This is a genomic window from Shewanella sedimentimangrovi, assembly GCF_017354965.1.
Taxonomy (GTDB): Bacteria; Pseudomonadota; Gammaproteobacteria; order Enterobacterales; family Shewanellaceae; genus Shewanella; species Shewanella cyperi.
In genome coordinates this window covers 1,675,793-1,694,930 of the sequence record NZ_CP071502.1, presented here as the reverse complement: position 1 = coordinate 1,694,930, position 19,138 = coordinate 1,675,793, and the positions used below count along the sequence as shown (strand labels likewise).

The window sequence follows — 19,138 nt, the reverse complement described above, 5'->3', positions numbered from 1 at the left end:
AGTTCCTTTACACACAAAAGAGCCACTCCCCACAACAGGAGAGTGACTCTCGATAGAGCTATATGATTATTCTAATTAGCTCATTGTCTTGCATTTACACAGCCCGCTTGAGCAGCATGGACTTGATGTGTCCAATGGCCTTGGTCGGGTTCAATCCTTTTGGACACACGTCAACGCAGTTCATGATGCCGTGGCAACGGAACACACTGTAGGCGTCATCCAGCTCTGACAGACGCTCTTCTGTGGCGGTGTCGCGGCTGTCGATCAGGAAGCGGTAGGCGTGCAGCAAACCACTTGGACCCACGAACTTGTCAGGGTTCCACCAGAACGACGGACAGGCAGTTGAGCAGCAGGCACACATGATACATTCGTACAGGCCGTCGAGATGGGCACGATCCTCGGGGCTCTGCAGATGTTCACGGGCAGGCGTCTTATCATCGTTGATCAGATAAGGCTTGATCTTCTCATACTGCTTGTAGAACTGGCTCAGGTCGACCACCAGGTCGCGTACCACGGGCATACCGGGCAACGGACGGATCTCAATCTTCTTACCCTTAAAGGTAGAGACCGGGGTGATACAGGCCAGGCCGTTCTTGCCGTTCATGTTCATACCGTCACTGCCACAAACACCTTCGCGGCAAGAGCGACGGAACGACAGGGTCGGATCCATTTCCTTCAGTTTCAGCAGCGCATCCAGCACCATCATGTCAGAACCGTCGGGCACTTCCAGACTGTAATCCTGCATGCGTGGCTTGGTATCTACGTCAGGATTGTAACGATAAACTGCAAACTCCAATTTCATCTTCAACAACTCCTTAGTAGGTACGCTTCTTCGGTGGGAAGGCTTCACGTGACTTGGGCGACATGTTCACTTCACGGGTGGACATGGTTTCGGTCACGGGATCGAACAGGCTGTGGCACAACCAGTTGTCATCGTCACGCTCAGGGAAGTCTTCACGGCTGTGAGCACCACGGCTCTCGGTACGGAAGTTCGCTGCATAAGCGGAGGCGATGGCGGTGGCCATCAGGTTGTCCAGTTCCAGACACTCGATGCGCTGGGTGTTGAACTCTTTGGAGTTATCGGACAGCTTGGCATTGGCCAAACGCTCACGGATTTGCTTCAGCTGTTCCAGGCCTTCGGCCATGGCGTCACCGCTGCGGAATACCGAGAAGTTCAGCTGCATACACATCTGCAGATCTTTACGGATTTGCGCTGGGTCTTCACCGTCTTTGTTGCTTTCCCAACGATTCAGACGCTCCAGAGACTTCTGGATGTCGGCGTTGGAAGCCGCCTTAGGATCGGCAGTCTCATCCAGGGCCTTGCCCAGATGTTGACCGGCCGCACGACCGAATACCACCAGGTCAAGCAACGAGTTACCGCCCAGACGGTTGGCACCGTGTACGGATACGCAGGCGATTTCGCCCACGGCAAACAGACCTACTACGTCCTGCTCGCTGCCGTCTTCATTCTTGCGGATAACCTGACCGGAAACCTTGGTCGGCAGACCACCCATCATATAGTGACAGGTTGGGATCACAGGGATTGGACCATCGGCCGGATCGATGTGAGCAAAGGTACGTGACAGTTCACACACGCCTGGCAGACGGGCTTCCAGGGTTTCTTTACCCAGGTGGTCCAGCTTCAGCTTGATGTGCGGACCCATTGGGCCGTCACAACCACGACCTTCACGGATTTCGGTCATCATGGAACGGGCAACCACGTCACGGGACGCCAGGTCTTTGGCGTTGGGCGCATAACGCTCCATGAAACGCTCGCCGTCCTTGTTCAGCAGGTATCCGCCCTCACCGCGGCAACCTTCGGTCACCAGTACGCCGGCACCGGCAATACCTGTGGGGTGGAACTGCCACATTTCCATGTCCTGCAGCTGTACGCCTGCACGGACTGCCATACCCACGCCGTCACCGGTGTTGATATGGGCGTTGGTGGTAGAGGCGAAGATACGACCGGCACCGCCGGTGGCGAGCACAGTGGCCTTGGCCTTGAAGTACACGATTTCACCGCTTTCGATGTCGATGGCGGTACAGCCTACGATGGCGCCGTCTTCGTTCTTCACCAGATCCAGGGCATACCACTCAGAGAACACCTGGGTCTTGTTCTTAACGTTTTGTTGGTACAGGCAGTGCAGCAGCGCGTGGCCGGTACGGTCGGCCGCGGCCGCAGTACGGGCGGCCTGTTCGCCACCAAAATCTCTTGATTGGCCACCGAATGGACGCTGGTAGATCTTGCCGTTCTCGAAGCGGGAGAAAGGCAGACCCATGTGTTCCAGCTCGATAATGGCTTCTGGACCGGTCTGACACATGTATTCGATGGCGTCCTGGTCACCGATGAAATCGGAACCCTTGACAGTGTCGTACATGTGAAATTCCCAGTTGTCCTCGTGGGCGTTGCCCAGGGCTACTGTGATACCGCCCTGGGCAGACACAGTGTGAGAACGGGTTGGGAATACTTTGGACAGGAGCGCACAGCTCTTGCCTTCTTTGGAAATCTGCAGCGCAGCGCGCATACCGGCACCACCGGCACCAATCACCACTGCGTCAAATTCGCGAACTGGAATACTCACTTAAACACCCCACACAATCACAGTGCCTGCGGCCAGGTAACTAAAGGCGGCAACCACAAAAGCAAATTGTAATACGCCACGCAGAGCCACGTTTTTCACGTAGTCGGTCAGCACTTGCCAAATACCGATCCAGGCATGGATCAGCACGGCAATCAGTGCCAGCAGCGTAAACACTTTCATCGGCAGAGCGCTGAACAGGCCGTGCCAGATGTCAAAAGTGAGAGGAGAACTCAGTGCGATGAAGCTCACCAAAAAGATGGTGTAGCAAGCCAGGATCACTGCACTGGCGCGTAGAAGAATAAAGTCATGGACACCGCTGCGTCCAAAACTTGCTGCATTGGTTACCATACCCAGATCCCCACGATGATTGAAAAGGCCACCGCCAGGACGAATACCGCCTTGGCCGATGCATTGCCTGAAGTCAATTCTTCCCAACGACCGGTATCCATTACCAGGTGGCGGATGCCGCCCAGCAAGTGGTAACCCAGCGCAGTCATAATGCCCCAAATGACAAACTTGACGATGAAGTTGTCAAACATCGCCTGTACGCCCTGGAAACTCTCGGCAGATGCCAGCGAGGCATTGAGCAGCCATATGAGAATTCCCACGGCAAACAGCATAATGACACCGGAAACACGGTGAAGAATTGACGCAATCGCTGTCGCAGGGAAGCGAATGGTCTGCAGATCTAAATGGACAGGTCTTTGCTTTTTCACGTTCTGCTCACTCAGCTCCATTGAGCATTTTTTTTATAATGTGAACCGCTTTTGCTCAAACAAAAGCCGTGACCCAGGTCACAGTTCAGGTCATCGCAAAAGAAAAGTGTAAACAAACAGTTAAAGCTTTTGGGGTCAGCCTTTTCAGCCTTTCAAAAAGACGCCTGAAACCGCGCTGTTTGCAGCCCTTTCGAGCCGCAGCAAGTATACTCGTCGCAAATGTCAAATACAAACATCACATTATGCAATTTCCCGAATTTTGGCTTTTTTGGCTGTTAAGTATTAGTCTTGTCAGGGAAATTGGTCTGACCTATACCTTGGTCTAACGAATTTAAACGCTTATTTAAATTGAAATGTGATCTGCATTGGCGGTAAAGTATGGGCCGTTTGACATGCCGCACTCACACAAGAATGAAGTAAGGAGAACGGGGTATGGCTGATTTAAAAGCCAAGTTGGAACTACCAGGGAACGAATCAATTGAATTGCCAGTAAAACAGGGAACTGCTGGCTTTGATGTTATCGACATCAGCAAGCTCGGCAGCAAGGGTTACTTTACATTTGATCCGGGATTTCTCGCCACTGCTTCCTGTGAATCAGCCATCACTTATATTGACGGCGACCAGGGCGTGCTGTTGCACCGCGGTTATCCAATAGAACAACTGGCGGTCGAGTCCAATTATCTGGAACTGTGTTATGCCTTGCTCTATGGTGAACTGCCCACCAAGGCACAATTCGAAGAATTCACCTACACAGTCAAAACGCACACTATGGTGCATGAGCAATTGGCATTCTTCTTCCGTGGCTTCCGCCGCGATGCACACCCCATGGCCATGCTGTGCGGTGTGACAGGAGCCTTGTCTTCCTTCTATCAGGATTCACTGGACGTCAATGACGCCCGTCACCGTGAAATTGCCGCTTACCGTCTGGTGTCCAAGATGCCAACCATAGCCGCCATGTGCTACAAGTACTCAGTGGGTCAGCCCTTCGAGTATCCGCGCAATGACCTGAGCTACGCCGGTAACTTCCTGTCGATGATGTTTGCCGTACCTTGCGAAGAGTACAAGGTAAACCCTATCGTTGAACGGGCCATGGACAGGATCTTCATCCTGCACGCCGATCACGAACAAAACGCCTCTACCTCTACCGTGCGTCTGGCCGGCTCTTCGGGTGCCAACCCATTTGCCTGTATCGCCGCCGGTATTGCCTCACTCTGGGGTCCTGCCCATGGTGGTGCCAACGAGGCTTGCCTGCACATGCTGGAAGAAATCGGTACTGTGGATCGCATCCCTGAGTTCATCGAGCGCGCCAAGGACAAGAACGATCCTTTCCGCCTGATGGGCTTTGGTCACAGGGTTTACAAGAACTTTGACCCTCGTGCCAAGGTAATGCGCGAAACCTGCCACGAAGTATTGGGTGAGCTCAAGGTGAAAGACCCGCTGCTGGATGTGGCCATGGAGCTGGAACGTATCGCCTTGAACGACGAGTACTTCATTTCCAAGAAGCTGTATCCAAACGTGGACTTCTACTCTGGCATCATCATGAAGGCCATAGGTATCCCAACGTCCATGTTCACTGTGATTTTCGCCCTGGCACGTACCGTGGGCTGGATTGCACACTGGAAGGAAATGCTGGACCAGCCTGGTCACAAGATCAGCCGTCCTCGCCAGCTTTACACCGGCGAAACCAGCCGCGATTTTGTTTCTCTCGACAAACGTGGTTAATTTCTCTGACTTTTGAAAAAAGCGCCCTCTTATGGGCGCTTTTTTTATCCCAGCCCCCGTCCGATCATCTTTTGTTGCAAAGCAATTCTTGCGAAACCGCGGTGAAAACCGTTTAGTTAAACTCACCAAAGATTAAACAAACTGGCTACAGTATTGGTATTTACCACTAACACCAATAGCAATTAAAAGCCTATGTAATTGTTTAAATGGACTTATTTTTTGTGGCACGCTTTATGCTTTATAGCTGCCATCTTGGTTAACTACACAGGTAATATCACATGGAAGCCCGCAACCCATTCAAACTCGCCCTGCCCGTTTTGCTTATTTCCGTACTCGCAGCCTGCGGAGGTGAAGAAAAAAAGCCTGAAGAAGAAAAGTATGCCGTGCCGGTTGAAGCTCAGCTGGTGATGCTGGGGAATGTATCTTCCTTCTACAGCACCACTGCTACCCTGGAAGCGCCTGCCGAAGCCCACGTGGTCACCCGCATCGCCGGCCTGATTGAAAGCATCAAGGTGGAAGAAGGTGAAAAGGTGCACAAGGGACAGGTGCTGGCCACTATCGATGCCAAACGGCAGCAATACGATCTGGAGCGCTCAGAGGCCGAGGTCAAGATCATTGAGCAAGAACTGAACCGCCTCAAAAAGATGAACAACAAGGAATTCGTCAGCGCCGATCAAATGGCCAAGCTGGAATTTAATCTGCAGGCTGCTGTTGCCCGTCGCGATTTGGCCGCGCTGCAGGTCAAGGAAAGCCACATTGTTTCACCTCTGGATGGCGTGGTAGCCAAACGTCATGTGAAAGCCGGCAATATGGCCCGTGAATTTGAAGAGCTGTTCTATGTGGTGAATCAGGACGAATTGCACGGCATTGTGTACCTGCCCGAGCGCCAACTGGCCCAACTGAAGCTTGGTCAAAGCGCCGATGTATTCACCAGCAACAATCAACTGCATGCCGTCAATGCCAAGGTACTGAGGATAAGTCCCGTGGTCGATGCCGCCTCCGGTACCTTCAAGGTGACCCTGGCAGTGCCTAACAACACAGGTGAACTCAAGGCCGGTATGTTTACCCGGGTTGAGCTCAAGTACGACACCCATGAAAATGTGATCACTGTGCCCTTCAACGCCATCATCAATCAGGATAACAAACAAACCCTGTACGTGATTACCGATAACCAGGCCCAGCGCCGCGAGGTAACCCTGGGTTACCGCGATGGTGACACTGTGGAAGTGGTGGCCGGATTGCAATCGGGCGAGCAAATAGTGGTGCGCGGTCAGCAAAACCTCAAGGATCAGTCACAGGTCGAAGTGATAGGCTCCCTCGACGTGGCCTCTGCCAAGCAATAAGGAGCGGCCACTATGTCTATTATCTCTACGTCCGTAAAACGGCCGGTTACCGTATGGATGTTTATGCTGGCAGTCATACTGTTCGGTATGGTGGGCTTCTCCCGTCTGGCGGTGAAGCTGCTGCCGGATCTCAGCTACCCAACGGTCACCATTCGTACCCTGTATGACGGCGCAGCACCGGTTGAAGTTGAGCAACTGGTGTCCAAGCCCATCGAAGAAGCGGTTGGTATAGTTAAAGGGCTGCGCAAAATAAGCTCTGTCTCCCGCTCCGGTCTGTCCGATGTGATCCTCGAATTCGAATGGGGCACAGAAATGGACATGGCCAGCCTGGAGGTGCGCGAGAAGCTGGATACCATCAATCTGCCTTTGGATATCCAAAAACCCTTGCTGCTGCGCTTTAACCCCAATCTCGACCCTATTATGCGCCTCGCCCTGTCGGTGCCCGATGCCGATGAGGCCAAACTGAAGCAATTGCGAACCTACGCCGATGAAGAACTCAAGCGCCAGCTTGAGGCCCTTTCCGGTGTGGCCGCCGTACGGCTGTCCGGTGGTCTTGAGCAGGAAGTGCAAATTCTGCTGAATCAGGAAAAGCTGACCCAGCTGAACCTCAACGCCTCTGATATTCGCGATCGCATCGCCGCCGAAAACCTTAACGTCTCCGCGGGGAAAGTGGTTCAGGGCGAGAAAGAGTACCTGGTACGTACCCTGAATCAATTCAACAATCTGGATGAGCTGGGTCAGGTTGTGGTGTACAAGGATGGCCAAAGGCTTATCCGCCTGTTTGAAGTGGCCGATATCCAGGATGCCCATAAGGAACGCTCCGATATCACCCGCATCGGCAATCAGGAATCCATTGAGCTGGCCGTTTACAAAGAAGGCGATGCCAACACGGTTGCCGTGGCCAAACGGTTGAAGCAGGAAATTGCTGCCATCAACAAGAACAGCCCGCTGGCCAATCTTGAGATTATCTACGATCAGTCCGAGTTTATTGAAAGCGCCGTCAGCGAGGTGACTTCATCGGCCCTTATCGGCTCTGTGCTGGCTATGCTGGTGATTTACCTGTTTCTCAAGGACATCATCCCAACGCTAATCATCTCCATCTCCATCCCCTTCTCGGTGATTGCCACCTTCAACATGATGTATTTTGCTGATATCAGCCTCAACATCATGTCCCTGGGCGGTATCGCGCTGGCGGTGGGCCTCTTGGTGGATAACGCCATAGTGGTGCTGGAAAACATTGACAGATATCGCAAACAGGGATTGGAGCGACTGGAAGCGGCGGTAAAGGGAACCCGCGAGGTGGCCGGCGCCATCTTTGCCTCTACCCTGACCACGCTTGCGGTATTCGTGCCACTGGTATTTGTTGATGGTATTGCCGGTGCCCTGTTCGCCGATCAGGCCTTGACCGTCACCTTTGCCTTGCTGGCATCCCTTCTGGTGGCCCTGACCTCGATCCCCATGCTGGCCTCAAGGGAAGGGTTCAAGGCGTTGCCACCACTGGTTGCCAAGGCTGACCGTGAAAAGCCCACCACTCGCATGGGAAAACTCAAGCACTACAGTGCCACAGTGTTCAGCTTCCCCTTTGTGCTGCTGTTCCGTCACCTGCCTGCGCTGCTGCTGACGCTGTCATTGACCCTGACCCGTTTGTTTGGATGGCTGCTGGGCCTGGTGATGCGTCCCCTGAGCCAATTGTTCAATCTGATTTACCATGGCATGGAGCGTTTATATCACCCCGTACTTAATGCCGCCCTCAAGGCCAGGGTCATGACCCTGGTGCTGGCTCTCGGTATCACAGCCTTTGCCGCCGGCTTGTTACCACGTTTGGGGATGGAACTCATCCCTCCCATGAACCAAGGGGAATTTTATGTCGAAATCCTGATGCCCCCAGGTACGGAAGTGTCTGAAACTGATAAGGTATTGCAATACCTGGCGCTGGCCATCAAAGATATGCCGGAAGTCAAACATGCCTACAGCCAGGCCGGCAGCGGCGGCCTGATGACCTCAGACACCGCCCGTGGCGGCGAAAACTGGGGCCGCCTGCAAGTGGTGCTGGCCGATCACGGGGCGTTTAATTTGGTGGCAGGCAAGCTGCGCGAACGGGCACGAAAATTGCCTGAGCTTGAAGCCAAAATCCAGTACCCCGAACTGTTCAGTTTCAAAACGCCGCTGGAAATAGAACTCAGCGGTTACGAATTGGGTCAACTGAAGCAAACCGCAGATACCCTGGTTAAAGCTTTGGGTGAATCCCAACGTTTTACCGACATCAACACCAGTTTGCGTGACGGCCAGCCGGAATTGTCCATCCGTTTCGACTCCGCCAGACTGGCAGCCCTGGGTATGGATGCCCCGACAGTGGCCAACCGCATCGCCCAGCGCGTGGGCGGTACCATAGCCAGTAAGTACACCCTGAGGGACCGCAAGATTGATATTTTGGTACGCAGTGCCCAGTCCGAACGTGATGAGGTACGCGACATTGCCAACATGGTCATCAACCCCAACGATGCCCAGCCATTGCCACTGAGCGCCGTGGCCGATGTCAGTCTGCAGCTGGGCCCCTCCGCCATCAACCGCATCAGTCAGCAGAGGGTAGCCCTGGTGTCAGCCAACCTGGCCTTTGGCGACCTGAGCGAAGCCGTGGCCGAAGCCAGAAGCGTGTTGCAGCGTCAGGCGATTCCGGCCTCGGTACAGGTCCGTTTCGGTGGTCAGAACGAAGAGATGGAGCATTCCTTCCAGTCGCTGAAAATTGCCCTGACCCTGGCGGTGTTCCTGGTCTACCTGGTGATGGCAAGTCAGTTCGAGTCCTTACTGCATCCCCTGCTGATCCTGTTTGCCGTGCCCATGGCCGTCGGCGGTGCCGTACTGGGGCTGTTTATGACAGGCACTCACCTGTCGGTGGTGGTCTTCATCGGCCTCATCATGCTGGCGGGTATAGTAGTGAACAACGCCATTGTGCTGGTTGACAGGATTAACCAGTTGCGGGCCGAGGGCATGGAGAAGCTGGCTGCAGTCAGCGAAGCCGCCAGTTCCCGTCTGCGCCCCATCATGATGACTACACTGACCACCACCCTGGGCCTGCTGCCCATGGCGCTGGGTCTGGGTGATGGTGCCGAGGTACGGGCCCCCATGGCCATTACCGTAATATTTGGCCTGAGTTTCTCCACCCTGCTGACTCTTGTGGTGATCCCCGTGCTCTATGCCCTGTTTGACCGCAAGCAATTTGCCGAGCCCGAGATGGAGGCCAACATATGAACATCACCCAATTGGCGATCCGTCGCCCGGTGACCACCTGTATGTTCTTCCTGTCGATAGTGCTGTTCGGCATGGTGTCCAGTCGCCTGCTGCCGCTGGAGCTTTTTCCCGGCATCGACATACCGCAGATCTTCATCAACGTGCCCTACAAGGGGTCCAGCCCGGCGGAAGTCGAGCGGGACATCACCCGGGTGCTGGAAGAATCGCTCGCCACCATGGGCGGTATCGAGGAGTTGAGATCCAATTCCAGCCAGGACGGCGCCGAAATCCAGGTCAACATGAAGTGGGGTGAGAACGTCGCCACCAAGAGCCTGGAAGCCAGGGAAAAAGTGGATGCCGTGCGTCACCTTTTGCCCAAGGACGTGGAGCGGGTCTATATCCAGCAGTTTTCCACCGCCGACATGCCCATGCTGACCATTCGCATTTCCAGTGAACGGGAACTGTCCGGAGCCTTCGATCTGCTCGATAAGCAGTTGCGGCAACCGCTGGAGCGTCTTGACGGTGTCTCCAGGGTTACCCTCTATGGGGTAGAGCAAAAGCAGATCAGCATTCGCATCGATGCCGATCGCCTTGCCGCCAGTGGCATCAGTGCCTCGGCGCTGACCGAGCGCCTGAGCCGGGAAAATTTTACCCTTTCTGCCGGCACTCTGAGGGCTAACAATGCCGTCTACCAGGTGTCTCCCAAGGGTGAATTCAAAAACCTGCAGGACATAGAACAGCTGGTTCTCGCCAGGGGCATACGCCTGGGCGATATAGCCACGGTCAACTTCCAGCTGCCGGAGCGGGTTGAAGGCCGTCACCTGGACAAACGTTATGCCGTGGGGTTGGATGTGTTCAAGGAGTCCGGCGCCAACCTGGTGGAAGTGTCCGAAAGGGTGCTGAAGGTGGTGGATGCGGTCAAGGCCGACAAACAGTTCAGCGGTATTCGCCTGTTCATTATGGAAGATCAGGCGTTTGGGGTGAAATCGTCACTCTGGGACCTGTTGACTGCGGGTTTGCTGGGCGCACTTCTGTCCTTCGCCATTTTGTACCTGTTCCTGCGCAATCTGGGCATGACACTTATCGTGGTCTCTTCGGTGCCGATTTCCATTTGCATGACGCTCGCCGGCATGTATTTTCTCGGCTACAGCCTGAACATACTGTCCATGATGGGCCTGCTGCTGGCTGTGGGTATGCTTATCGACAACGCGGTGGTGGTGACCGAAAGCGTTCTGCAGGAAAAGCAGCACGAACTCCATGAGAGCAAGGAAACCGCAATCTTAAGCGGCGTCAACAAGGTTGCCCTGGCGGTACTGGCGGGCACCCTGACCACGGCCATCGTTTTCTTGCCCAATATTTTTGGCGTCAAGGTACAGCTGACCATTTTCCTTGAACATGTGGCCATTGCTATCTGTATCTCACTGGCGGCCTCACTGTTGGTGGCCAAAACCCTGATCCCCCTGATGCTGACCCGGATCCATATCCACCACGAGGAAGTGGAGCACAAGAACAGGTTGCAACTGGGCTATGAGCGCAGTCTCAGTTGGATCCTGCATCATCCCAAAATAAGCACTGTTATCGCCATCGGCCTGCTGGCCTCCACAGCCCTGCCCCTGAGCTTGGTCAAGCAGGATCAGGAAGATGGTGCCAGCAAGGAAAGACTGTTTATCAATTACCAGATTGAAGGCCGCCACAGCCTGGCAGTTACCGAAGCTCTGGTCACCCAGATGGAAACTTACCTGTATGACAACAAGGAAGCCTTCCATATTGACTCGGTGTACAGCTATTTCAGCCCAGACCGCGCCAGCTCGGTGCTGCTGATGCAAAAGGATGTGGAGTTTGATCTTGATGAACTCAAGAAACAAATCCGCGAAGGCTTCCCCAAGTTTTCCATCGCCAAACCACAATTTGGTTGGGGCGATGACAAACAAGGGATCAGGGTAACGCTCACCGGCCGCTCAACCTCGGAACTGATCCGCCTGAGCGAGGAGGCAATTCCTTTGCTCAGCGCCATCAAGGGGATGGAAGACGTGCGCTCTGAAGTCAGCGGCGCCCAGCAGGAAGTATTGATCCACATTGACCCGCAAATGGCAGCCCGTCTGCAGACACCTTTGTCCGAGTTGGCCAAGGGCGTGTCCATGGCGCTGCGTGGGCAGATGCTGCGCAGTTTCCGCCATGACCCAAGCGGCGAGCTGCGTATCGAACTGGCCTATGACAAGAGCTGGCAGGCATCGCTGGATGCGCTCAATCAACTGCCTGTGCTGCGCCACGGCGACCGGGTCTATACCTTGAGCAGCCTTGCCAGTATTGAAATTGTGCCCAGGTTTGACACCATCCGGCATTACAACCGTCAAACCTCTCTGACCATAGGCGCCAACCTTGAGGATCTGACCACGGAAGAGGCGCAAAAGAAAATCAAGCAGGCGATGGATCACATGAGCTTCCCCTCGGGCTATGGCTATTCTCTGCGGGGTGGCTTCGAGCGCCAGGATGAGGATCAGTCCATCATGGCGATCAATATGCTGTTGGCCGTGGCCATGATTTACATAGTGATGGCGGCCCTGTTTGAGTCGCTGCTGCTGCCAAGCGCCATCATCACCAGCATACTCTTCTCCATCACAGGGGTGTTCTGGGCCCTGTGGCTCACAGGCACCCCCATGTCGGTGATGGCCATGATTGGCATACTTATCCTCATGGGGATAGTGGTCAACAACGGCATAGTACTGGTGGATCAGATAAATCAGATGACACCGGCGCTGGAGGACTTGTCGGCCACCATTCACTCCGTCTGCATCACCCGCCTGCGGCCGGTATTGATGACGGTTGGCACCACGGTTCTGGGTCTGGTTCCCCTGGCCATGGGGGATACCCAAATTGGTGGCGGCGGCCCACCCTATTCGCCCATGGCCATTGCCATTATCGGCGGACTGAGTTTCTCCACAGTAACCAGTCTGTATCTGGTGCCGCTGTGTTACCAAGCCCTGTATCGTCTGCGTCACAGAGCTGCCATGGGCCTGTGGCAAGCGGATAAGCGTGCCAATCGCTTCTTGCCCTGGATTTCCTGACCACGGTATAAAACCCAAGCGCAATTTGCCAATTTCCTTGTCTGTGAGTAACTTGTATTAGTTATTCCACAGACACTCACAGACAAGGAGTCTTCCATGACCCGCCTTTTCCCCCTGGCCGGGCTGCTTACCTCGGCCCTGCTGAGCACCTTCGCCTTTGCGGCAGACGATGATAAATTCGCCAATGTCACCATGAAAACCACGCCCCTCACCAGCAGCAGTTACCTGCTGGAAGGTGCCGGCGGCAATATAGGTGTGGTGGCCGGCAAGGATGGCCTGCTGATCATTGACGATCAGTTTGCCCCCCTGGCCGATAAAATAGTCGTCGCTCTCAAGGCCATAGGCTCCGCCGATACACTGGGCCAGCCCAGGTTTGTGATCAACACCCATTTCCACGGCGACCACACAGGTGGCAATGGTCATTTTGGCCGGCACGGCACCATAATGGCACACCACAATGTGCTCAAACGACTGGAGCAACAAGCCGATATAGCGCCCGCAGCCTTACCGGTACTGACCTACGACAATGGCCTGACGGTGCATTTCAATGGTGAACAGCTGCAGTTGCTTCATCTTGGCCCCGGGCACACGGATGGCGACACTGTAGTGCTGTGGCAGAACAAGTCTGTGGTGCACATGGGCGATCTGTTTTTCAAAGACCGCTTCCCCTTTATCGATCTTGAGGGCGGCGGTTCGGTTACCGGCTACAGGGATAACGTTGGCCGGATGCTCGAGATGATCAATGACGATACCAAGGTCATTCCGGGCCATGGTGGTTTGGCAACCAAGGCGGATCTGGTGCAATTCAAACAAATGCTGGACGACTGCATTACTTGGATGCAACAGGGATTGGCCAGCGGCAACAGTCTTGAACAGATGAAAGCCACTCCCTTACCCCAAAAATGGCAAGCCTGGGGCTGGCAGTTTATCCCGGCGGAACGCTGGGTGGACACCCTGTATCAAGGCTTGTCCGGCCACTCGGAATAAGCGGGGAAATCGCGGCATTCGGCTTGAGAGGTGGGCCCGGGACGACTAAACTCAAAGTCTAATGAGCCCACGGAGCTGAGCGCTGATGAACCTTAGTGTTCCGAGCGATTCAAAAGGAACCAGGGCCAACCAAAGGGAGCTGTTGGTACTGGATCCCAATAATGATTTGCCAGACATCAGCCAAGTATTGGCCGGTTATCACTGGCATTGTTTGAAAGTATCCAATGCCGCCGATGCCCTTAAACTGATAGACAGGCACGGGATTAAAATTGCCGTTGCCATGATCCATCAAAACGATACCGGCAGCCTCGCCAAAGATCTGGTCAACATCCAACAATACTTTCCGCAACTTCACTGGCTGGCCGTCAGCGATGAGGTGTTGGGCCAGAGTTGCAGCTGGTTGCTGACCGTCAACGTCATAGATTATTTTCACCTGCCGCTGGACTGGCAAAGATTCAACGATGCACTGGGCCACGGACTGGGAATGTCCGAACTGGCTTCAGCGAGCAACGCTAAAACCCGGGTTCCCCATGCTCTGCCCCCCATTCGCGGGGAACATCCACTGATTAAAAATCTGCGTCATGCATTGGAAAAACTGGGACCATCGGACGAAACCGTACTGCTCAGTGGTGAAACCGGTTCAGGCAAAGGCTTGTGCGCCAAGTGGCTGCACAGGTATTCCCTCAGGCAACACGGCCCTTTTGTGGTGGTCAATTGTGGCGCCCTTCCCGCCAGTCTTATTCAATCAACCCTGTTCGGTCACGAAAAAGGCGCCTTCACCGGTGCCGAACGCCGTTATATTGGCCATTTGGAGCAAGCCAATGGCGGCACCCTGTTTCTGGATGAAATTGCCGATCTGCCGTTGGATTTGCAGGTCAACCTGTTGCAATTCCTAGATGATAAACACATTTTCCGCGTCGGCGGTTGCAAGCCTGTGGAGCTGGATTGCCGACTGCTGTTTGCCTCACACCAGGATCTCGAAACCGCCGTCGATGAAGGTCGATTCAGGGAAGATTTATACCACAGGATCAATGTTCTCAGACTGCATGTGCCAAGCCTGAGAGAATATCTTGAAGACATCATGTTATTGGCCGAGCAATTCCTTGATGAATTCAATCATAGCAATGACCAGTTGGCCTTCAGTGACGATGCGGTGCAAGCCATCAGCCATTACAACTGGCCGGGCAATGTCCGTGAACTGCAAAATCGTATCCGCCGGGCCGCAGTAATGGTCGAAGGACCCTTGATTTGCGCCAGGGATCTGGGTTTGGAACCGGCCATGTTACACCGTTGGCAAAACGATCTTGCCAGTCAGAGGGAAGAGCTTGATACCGAGGTCATACTCAAAGCCATCAGCGATAACCGCCATAACATTTCCGCAGCTGCCCGGGCCCTCAACATCTCCCGCTCTACCCTTTATCGCTTGCTGAAAAAAAGTCATCTCAACAATTGATCCAGTGTGTCACCCTAAAAGACAACCTGCTTCAACATCGCAACACTTTTAGCTTAAAAATCAAAATATACCGTTATTTATCAATGTTATAAATCACGGCCTAAGTCTTGCTTCATTAACGCGTCGGTTTAGCCCGTTGCGCCTGTGTCCCATGCATTCTCAGACACACCGGGATTATCAACAAAGGAGCAAGATATGAAACTCAAAAGCTGGCTGAATGCAGCCATGTTGTGTGGTTGCACCCTCTGTAGTTACGGGGCTTTGGCATTCCCCCCCGATGCAGTAGAACTCGATGGTAATGCCATACAGAACACGGCACTGGATGACTGGCAAAACATCAATTTGAACGGCAGCAGTGCGAGTGTCACAACAGGTGTGAAGGACGATTTACCGCCTTTGACCATCTTCTGGAAAGGGGGCTCCAAGGATACCCTGGATGTTACCGAATGGTGGTACAGGGATGGTTCAGTGCCCGATAAAGACGATTTGCGTAACGGTTATGCCGCAGCCTACTTCCTCAATGACGGTGATCACGACGACTTAGTGATCTACTTCGGTGCCGAGCGTTATGCCAATAACGGGGATGCCATCATGGGCTTCTGGTTCTTCCAGGACCAGGTAGGCACAGGTGCCGGCAACAGGTTTACCGGCCAACACATGGAAAATGACGTGTTCATCATCATGGAGTATCCCCAGGGCTCCAACTCTGTACCCTTCGTACAGGTTATGCGTTGGGTAAACTCAGGTGGTGATATATCTGAAAATCTGGAGCTCTTGTATGCCTCCGGTGCCGCCGGAGCCAAGTGCGGTACAGCCGGTGACGAAGGGATAGCCTGTGCTATTACCAACGAACAGGATGAACTGGCGGGTGTTGCCAACGGTTTGTGGCCCTATGAAAACAAATCCGGAATAGCCGATACCTATCCAATCGAATCCTTGTTTGAAGGACGCTTCAACGTTACCGAGGCCTTTTTGGCCGCAGGTATTGACGAAGTTCCCTGCTTTACCAACTTCATGATAGAAACCCGTTCATCAAGGTCCGAAACAGCCCAGCTGAAAGACTTCCTCGGTGGCGAGTTCCCATTGTGCAGCATCTCAGCATCCAAAGTTTGCGGTGCAACTGAGTTGGTAGCGGGCAACATGTTCCGCATCGATTACACCATCACCCTGAAGAATACCGGTGTAGGTTCAATCGCAGCCGATGAAACAGTCAGTATTCATGACCAACCAAGCAATGGTTCAGCATTTGATGTCGACCAAGACGTCAGCCTGTTTGCCAATGGCGGCGACGGTTGGGGACCTGACGAAGAACTGACCTATTCTGGTTTCTACCTGTCGACAGTCAATGGTGGCACCAACACTGTTGATGCCAGTGTCAGCTTTGGCTCTACCAGCATCAGTGCGGACCAATATATTGCAGAGTGCGACTCTCTGGCATTGAGCCCAATGCTGAGCATAGTCAAGAACTGTGCCCTGTCACTGGAAGACCAAGGCAGTCTGATCGCGGTGCGTAAGGACTACGACATCACTGTTTGTAATACTGGTGACGCCCCATTGGATGTTAACCTGACCGACAGTGTCGACCTGGCACTGGATGAAGATTTCGCGCTCGATTTCGCGAAACAATGTCTGGTTGATACCGATTGTAGTGCGGGTTATACCTGTAACGGCGATCTGATGTGTGCCAACGGCGATGGCGACCTGGAAGGTAACTTCGGTGGTGACGTTTGTCATGTCACTACAGGTAATTACCTGCCAACTGCTATGCCATCCGGCACAGACGGTACCCTGAGCAATACCGCGACAGCCACAGCCACTTCCCCTGTAGTTGATACAGGGCCTCTGGCCACTGTGGGTGAATCCGACACCGCCATGTGCGATCTGTGTCCTCTGGTGGTACCCGAAGAGTAATCCTTAACGACTGATCTTAAATGCAAAAAGGGCCGGATTACCGGCCCTTTTCTTATTTCATTGTTACTTGTTGCGACCTTTGCCGCCTGTGGTACCACCGGTAGTGCCACCATCGGTAGTGCCACTGGTATCGGGTGACAGGGTTACTGTCGCTGTAGCAGTCAGTTCGCCATCTGTGATGGTATAGCTGAAGCTATCGCTGCCCTTGAAGCGCTTGCCAGGGGTATAGGTCAGGCTGTTGTCTGCATTAACCTTGACGCTGCCGTAACGACCTTGAGTAGTGCTGTAAACCTGCAGTGCATCACCTTCGGCATCACTGTCATTGGCAAGGACAACAATCTTGATGCTGGCGGTACCCGAGGTCCGGGCGGCGTCATCCAAGGCTACAGGTGCTGTGTTGCTGCTTTGGGCAATAACACTCAGGCTACCGGTTTTGCTCACAGCTGCAGACTCTTCGGCACGTTGTGCTGTCACTTTCCAGCTGTGGGTACCGCTTGCCTGGGCATCAGCAGTCAGGGTCAGCGCCAGGTTCACACTTTGACCAGCTTGTACTGTCACATAGCTTTGATTCAGGCTGGTGTACAGAACAGCATCCCCCAGAGAAGCCAGGTCATACACAGAGGATGGGCACAGGCTGTTGTCCTGGTTGGTCAGCTTCAGGGTAGCCTGGGCTTGATCACCGGCCAGCAGGCTGGAGACTGAGGTGACTGTGCTTATCAGGGTGCTGCCACGCTGACATTGGGCGGTATTGCCACCGAAGCTGATATCCAGTACCACAGAGTCGGCATTGGAGGAAACCACTTCCAAACGCACGCCTTGTTGCTCAAACACTTGTCCGGGTGCCAGGCTGATGTCGTCCCAATCGTAGCTGGTGCTGTTGGGGGTTGGGTCCAGCAGGTAGCCACTGGCAGGGTTGTTGTCGGCACCTTCACGCAACCTGACTCCGTTGAGGAAGCTGGAAGCTTCGGTAGCCAGTGAACTGTCAAAACCTACCGCCTGACGATATTCAACATAGTAGTAAAGTGGCTGACCGTTCTCGTCTGTGCCGTTAGCAATACGCAGGGCCTGAGGGAAGCTGCCGGCATCGGTTTCAACGGCAGACAGGGTAACACGGCTGTCACTGCTGACGGTCACCATACGACCCTGCATCCAACCCAGCAACTGCTTGTTGAAAGAGGTAAAGTGCTTGGGCGTATTGGTGCCACTCATGGCTGCCAGGTAATCACCATATTCATAGACAGTGCACTGTGAGCTGGGCTTGGTGGTCAAGTCGGCACAGTCTTTCTTATTGGCGTGATACAGACCCAGGTTGTGGCCCAGTTCATGGTTTATGGTCGACAGTTGGACACGCTTGATCCAGCTGCGCTTGCCATTGACGTTGGCCTTGCCGGACCAGGTGCATTTGGGGTGTGTAGGGATCAGGTACATCAGGTGGTCGAAACCATCGAGATTGTAACCACGGCGAGCCAGCTCGGCATCGGCAGCAGCTGCCAAGGTGTCGGTATTACATACGGAAAGATCTACATCCACGGTGACAGTGTCTGCCACTGAACCACCAAGTGACATGGCACCATAGGAGTTTTCGCTGAAGAAAGCCGAAGAATCCTGCATCACCATGGCATCGATGTCGGCCACTGTGAAACGTACTATGGGATTGACCGCGAAATTAACCTCGGCCACCAGCACGCTGTGGATGCCGCTGACGGCGGCAGTGCTCTGATTCAGACTGGTAGACTGGGTCTGAGTCTCGGTAGACTGCAGTAAGGAGATCCCCTCCTCTTCGACCTGGAATTGTTTGCCCTTGGCTTGGCCAAACACCCTTACCTTTTGACCGGGCTTGACCCAGTCAGGCTTTTGGCTGAATGCCAGTTGGTGTATTTCGCCATTGGCGCCTTTGAGCTTGTATTGCTGCACGGCGTGCTCATTGAAGTCTTCAAAATCCAGCAACAGCTGTCCTTCAAGTTTCAAAGGAGCAGCGTATGCAAACTGGCTCAGGGACAGGGTGGCAAGCAACATCAGGGCGGAATTTTTCATCTTACATCTCTTTTGGGCAAAACAAGTCCCTCGTGCTCAAACAGCAAGTGTTTGGGCTGTCTCGGATTTGTTTGTGATTACTACGGGAAGTCAGCTG

Annotated in this window: 12 protein-coding genes; 7 read left to right on the top strand and 5 right to left on the bottom strand. The window is 53.9% G+C overall.

Going from position 1 to position 19,138, the window contains the following annotated elements; translation table 11 throughout:
- Positions 1–94: 94 nt before the first annotated feature.
- The 4 genes from JYB85_RS07175 to sdhC are packed head-to-tail and all read right to left on the bottom strand — an operon-like array spanning position 95 to position 3,319.
- Complete coding sequence (locus JYB85_RS07175; protein ID WP_207325922.1) at positions 95–802, bottom strand: succinate dehydrogenase iron-sulfur subunit; 708 nt, start codon at positions 800–802, stop codon at positions 95–97.
- Positions 803–815: 13 nt separating this feature from the next.
- Positions 816–2,582: a succinate dehydrogenase flavoprotein subunit gene (gene sdhA, locus JYB85_RS07170; protein ID WP_207322686.1), complete on the bottom strand. Its 1,767-nt coding sequence runs from the start codon at positions 2,580–2,582 to the stop codon at positions 816–818.
- Entirely contained in the window at positions 2,583–2,930 is a 348-nt protein-coding gene (gene sdhD / locus JYB85_RS07165; RefSeq protein WP_207381638.1) for a succinate dehydrogenase, hydrophobic membrane anchor protein, read from the bottom strand.
- A complete protein-coding gene (gene sdhC, locus JYB85_RS07160; RefSeq protein WP_207381637.1) occupies positions 2,924–3,319 on the bottom strand; it encodes a succinate dehydrogenase cytochrome b556 subunit in 396 nt (131 codons plus the stop codon). The genes sdhD and sdhC overlap by 7 nt, the downstream gene beginning before the upstream one ends.
- A gap of 411 nt (positions 3,320–3,730) precedes the next feature.
- Between sdhC and JYB85_RS07155 the strand changes: the two genes are divergently transcribed.
- From JYB85_RS07155 to JYB85_RS07125, 7 genes are all read left to right on the top strand, one after another.
- Positions 3,731–5,020, top strand: a complete 1,290-nt coding sequence (locus tag JYB85_RS07155) for a citrate synthase (protein ID WP_207381636.1) — start codon at positions 3,731–3,733, stop codon at positions 5,018–5,020.
- A gap of 278 nt (positions 5,021–5,298) precedes the next feature.
- Entirely contained in the window at positions 5,299–6,363 is a 1,065-nt protein-coding gene (locus tag JYB85_RS07150; protein WP_207381635.1) for an efflux RND transporter periplasmic adaptor subunit, read from the top strand.
- Between the two features lie 12 nt (positions 6,364–6,375).
- Complete coding sequence (locus JYB85_RS07145; protein ID WP_207381634.1) at positions 6,376–9,612, top strand: efflux RND transporter permease subunit; 3,237 nt, start codon at positions 6,376–6,378, stop codon at positions 9,610–9,612.
- Positions 9,609–12,656: an efflux RND transporter permease subunit gene (locus JYB85_RS07140; RefSeq protein ID WP_207381633.1), complete on the top strand. Its 3,048-nt coding sequence runs from the start codon at positions 9,609–9,611 to the stop codon at positions 12,654–12,656. The genes JYB85_RS07145 and JYB85_RS07140 overlap by 4 nt, the downstream gene beginning before the upstream one ends.
- A gap of 96 nt (positions 12,657–12,752) precedes the next feature.
- On the top strand, positions 12,753–13,643 hold the full coding sequence (locus JYB85_RS07135; RefSeq protein ID WP_207381632.1) for an MBL fold metallo-hydrolase: 891 nt from the start codon (positions 12,753–12,755) through the stop codon (positions 13,641–13,643).
- An 85-nt stretch (positions 13,644–13,728) separates the two neighbouring features.
- Positions 13,729–15,096 carry a sigma-54 interaction domain-containing protein gene (locus JYB85_RS07130; protein WP_207381631.1) on the top strand — a complete coding sequence of 456 codons (1,368 nt, stop codon included), beginning with the start codon at positions 13,729–13,731 and terminating at the stop codon, positions 15,094–15,096.
- 195 nt (positions 15,097–15,291) lie between these two features.
- Positions 15,292–17,007 carry a hypothetical protein gene (locus JYB85_RS07125; protein WP_207381630.1) on the top strand — a complete coding sequence of 572 codons (1,716 nt, stop codon included), beginning with the start codon at positions 15,292–15,294 and terminating at the stop codon, positions 17,005–17,007.
- A gap of 63 nt (positions 17,008–17,070) precedes the next feature.
- On the opposite strand, the gene JYB85_RS07120 is transcribed toward JYB85_RS07125, so the two are convergent.
- Positions 17,071–19,041, bottom strand: coding sequence for an Ig-like domain-containing protein (locus JYB85_RS07120; protein ID WP_207381629.1), 1,971 nt, complete (start codon positions 19,039–19,041; stop codon positions 17,071–17,073).
- Positions 19,042–19,138 lie beyond the last annotated feature (97 nt).

Excerpts from the sequence above, each read along its gene's own strand:
- sdhC (WP_207381637.1), bottom strand. The coding sequence starts at position 3,319 with ATGGAGCTGAGTGAGCAGAACGTGAAAAAGCAAAGACCTGTCCATTTA.
- JYB85_RS07130 (WP_207381631.1), top strand. The coding sequence starts at position 13,729 with ATGAACCTTAGTGTTCCGAGCGATTCAAAAGGAACCAGGGCCAACCAA.
- JYB85_RS07125 (WP_207381630.1), top strand. The coding sequence starts at position 15,292 with ATGAAACTCAAAAGCTGGCTGAATGCAGCCATGTTGTGTGGTTGCACC.
- JYB85_RS07140 (WP_207381633.1), top strand. The coding sequence starts at position 9,609 with ATGAACATCACCCAATTGGCGATCCGTCGCCCGGTGACCACCTGTATG.
- JYB85_RS07150 (WP_207381635.1), top strand. The coding sequence starts at position 5,299 with ATGGAAGCCCGCAACCCATTCAAACTCGCCCTGCCCGTTTTGCTTATT.
- sdhD (WP_207381638.1), bottom strand. The coding sequence starts at position 2,930 with ATGGTAACCAATGCAGCAAGTTTTGGACGCAGCGGTGTCCATGACTTT.
- JYB85_RS07135 (WP_207381632.1), top strand. The coding sequence starts at position 12,753 with ATGACCCGCCTTTTCCCCCTGGCCGGGCTGCTTACCTCGGCCCTGCTG.
- JYB85_RS07145 (WP_207381634.1), top strand. The coding sequence starts at position 6,376 with ATGTCTATTATCTCTACGTCCGTAAAACGGCCGGTTACCGTATGGATG.
- JYB85_RS07175 (WP_207325922.1), bottom strand. The coding sequence starts at position 802 with ATGAAATTGGAGTTTGCAGTTTATCGTTACAATCCTGACGTAGATACC.
- JYB85_RS07155 (WP_207381636.1), top strand. The coding sequence starts at position 3,731 with ATGGCTGATTTAAAAGCCAAGTTGGAACTACCAGGGAACGAATCAATT.
- JYB85_RS07120 (WP_207381629.1), bottom strand. The coding sequence starts at position 19,041 with ATGAAAAATTCCGCCCTGATGTTGCTTGCCACCCTGTCCCTGAGCCAG.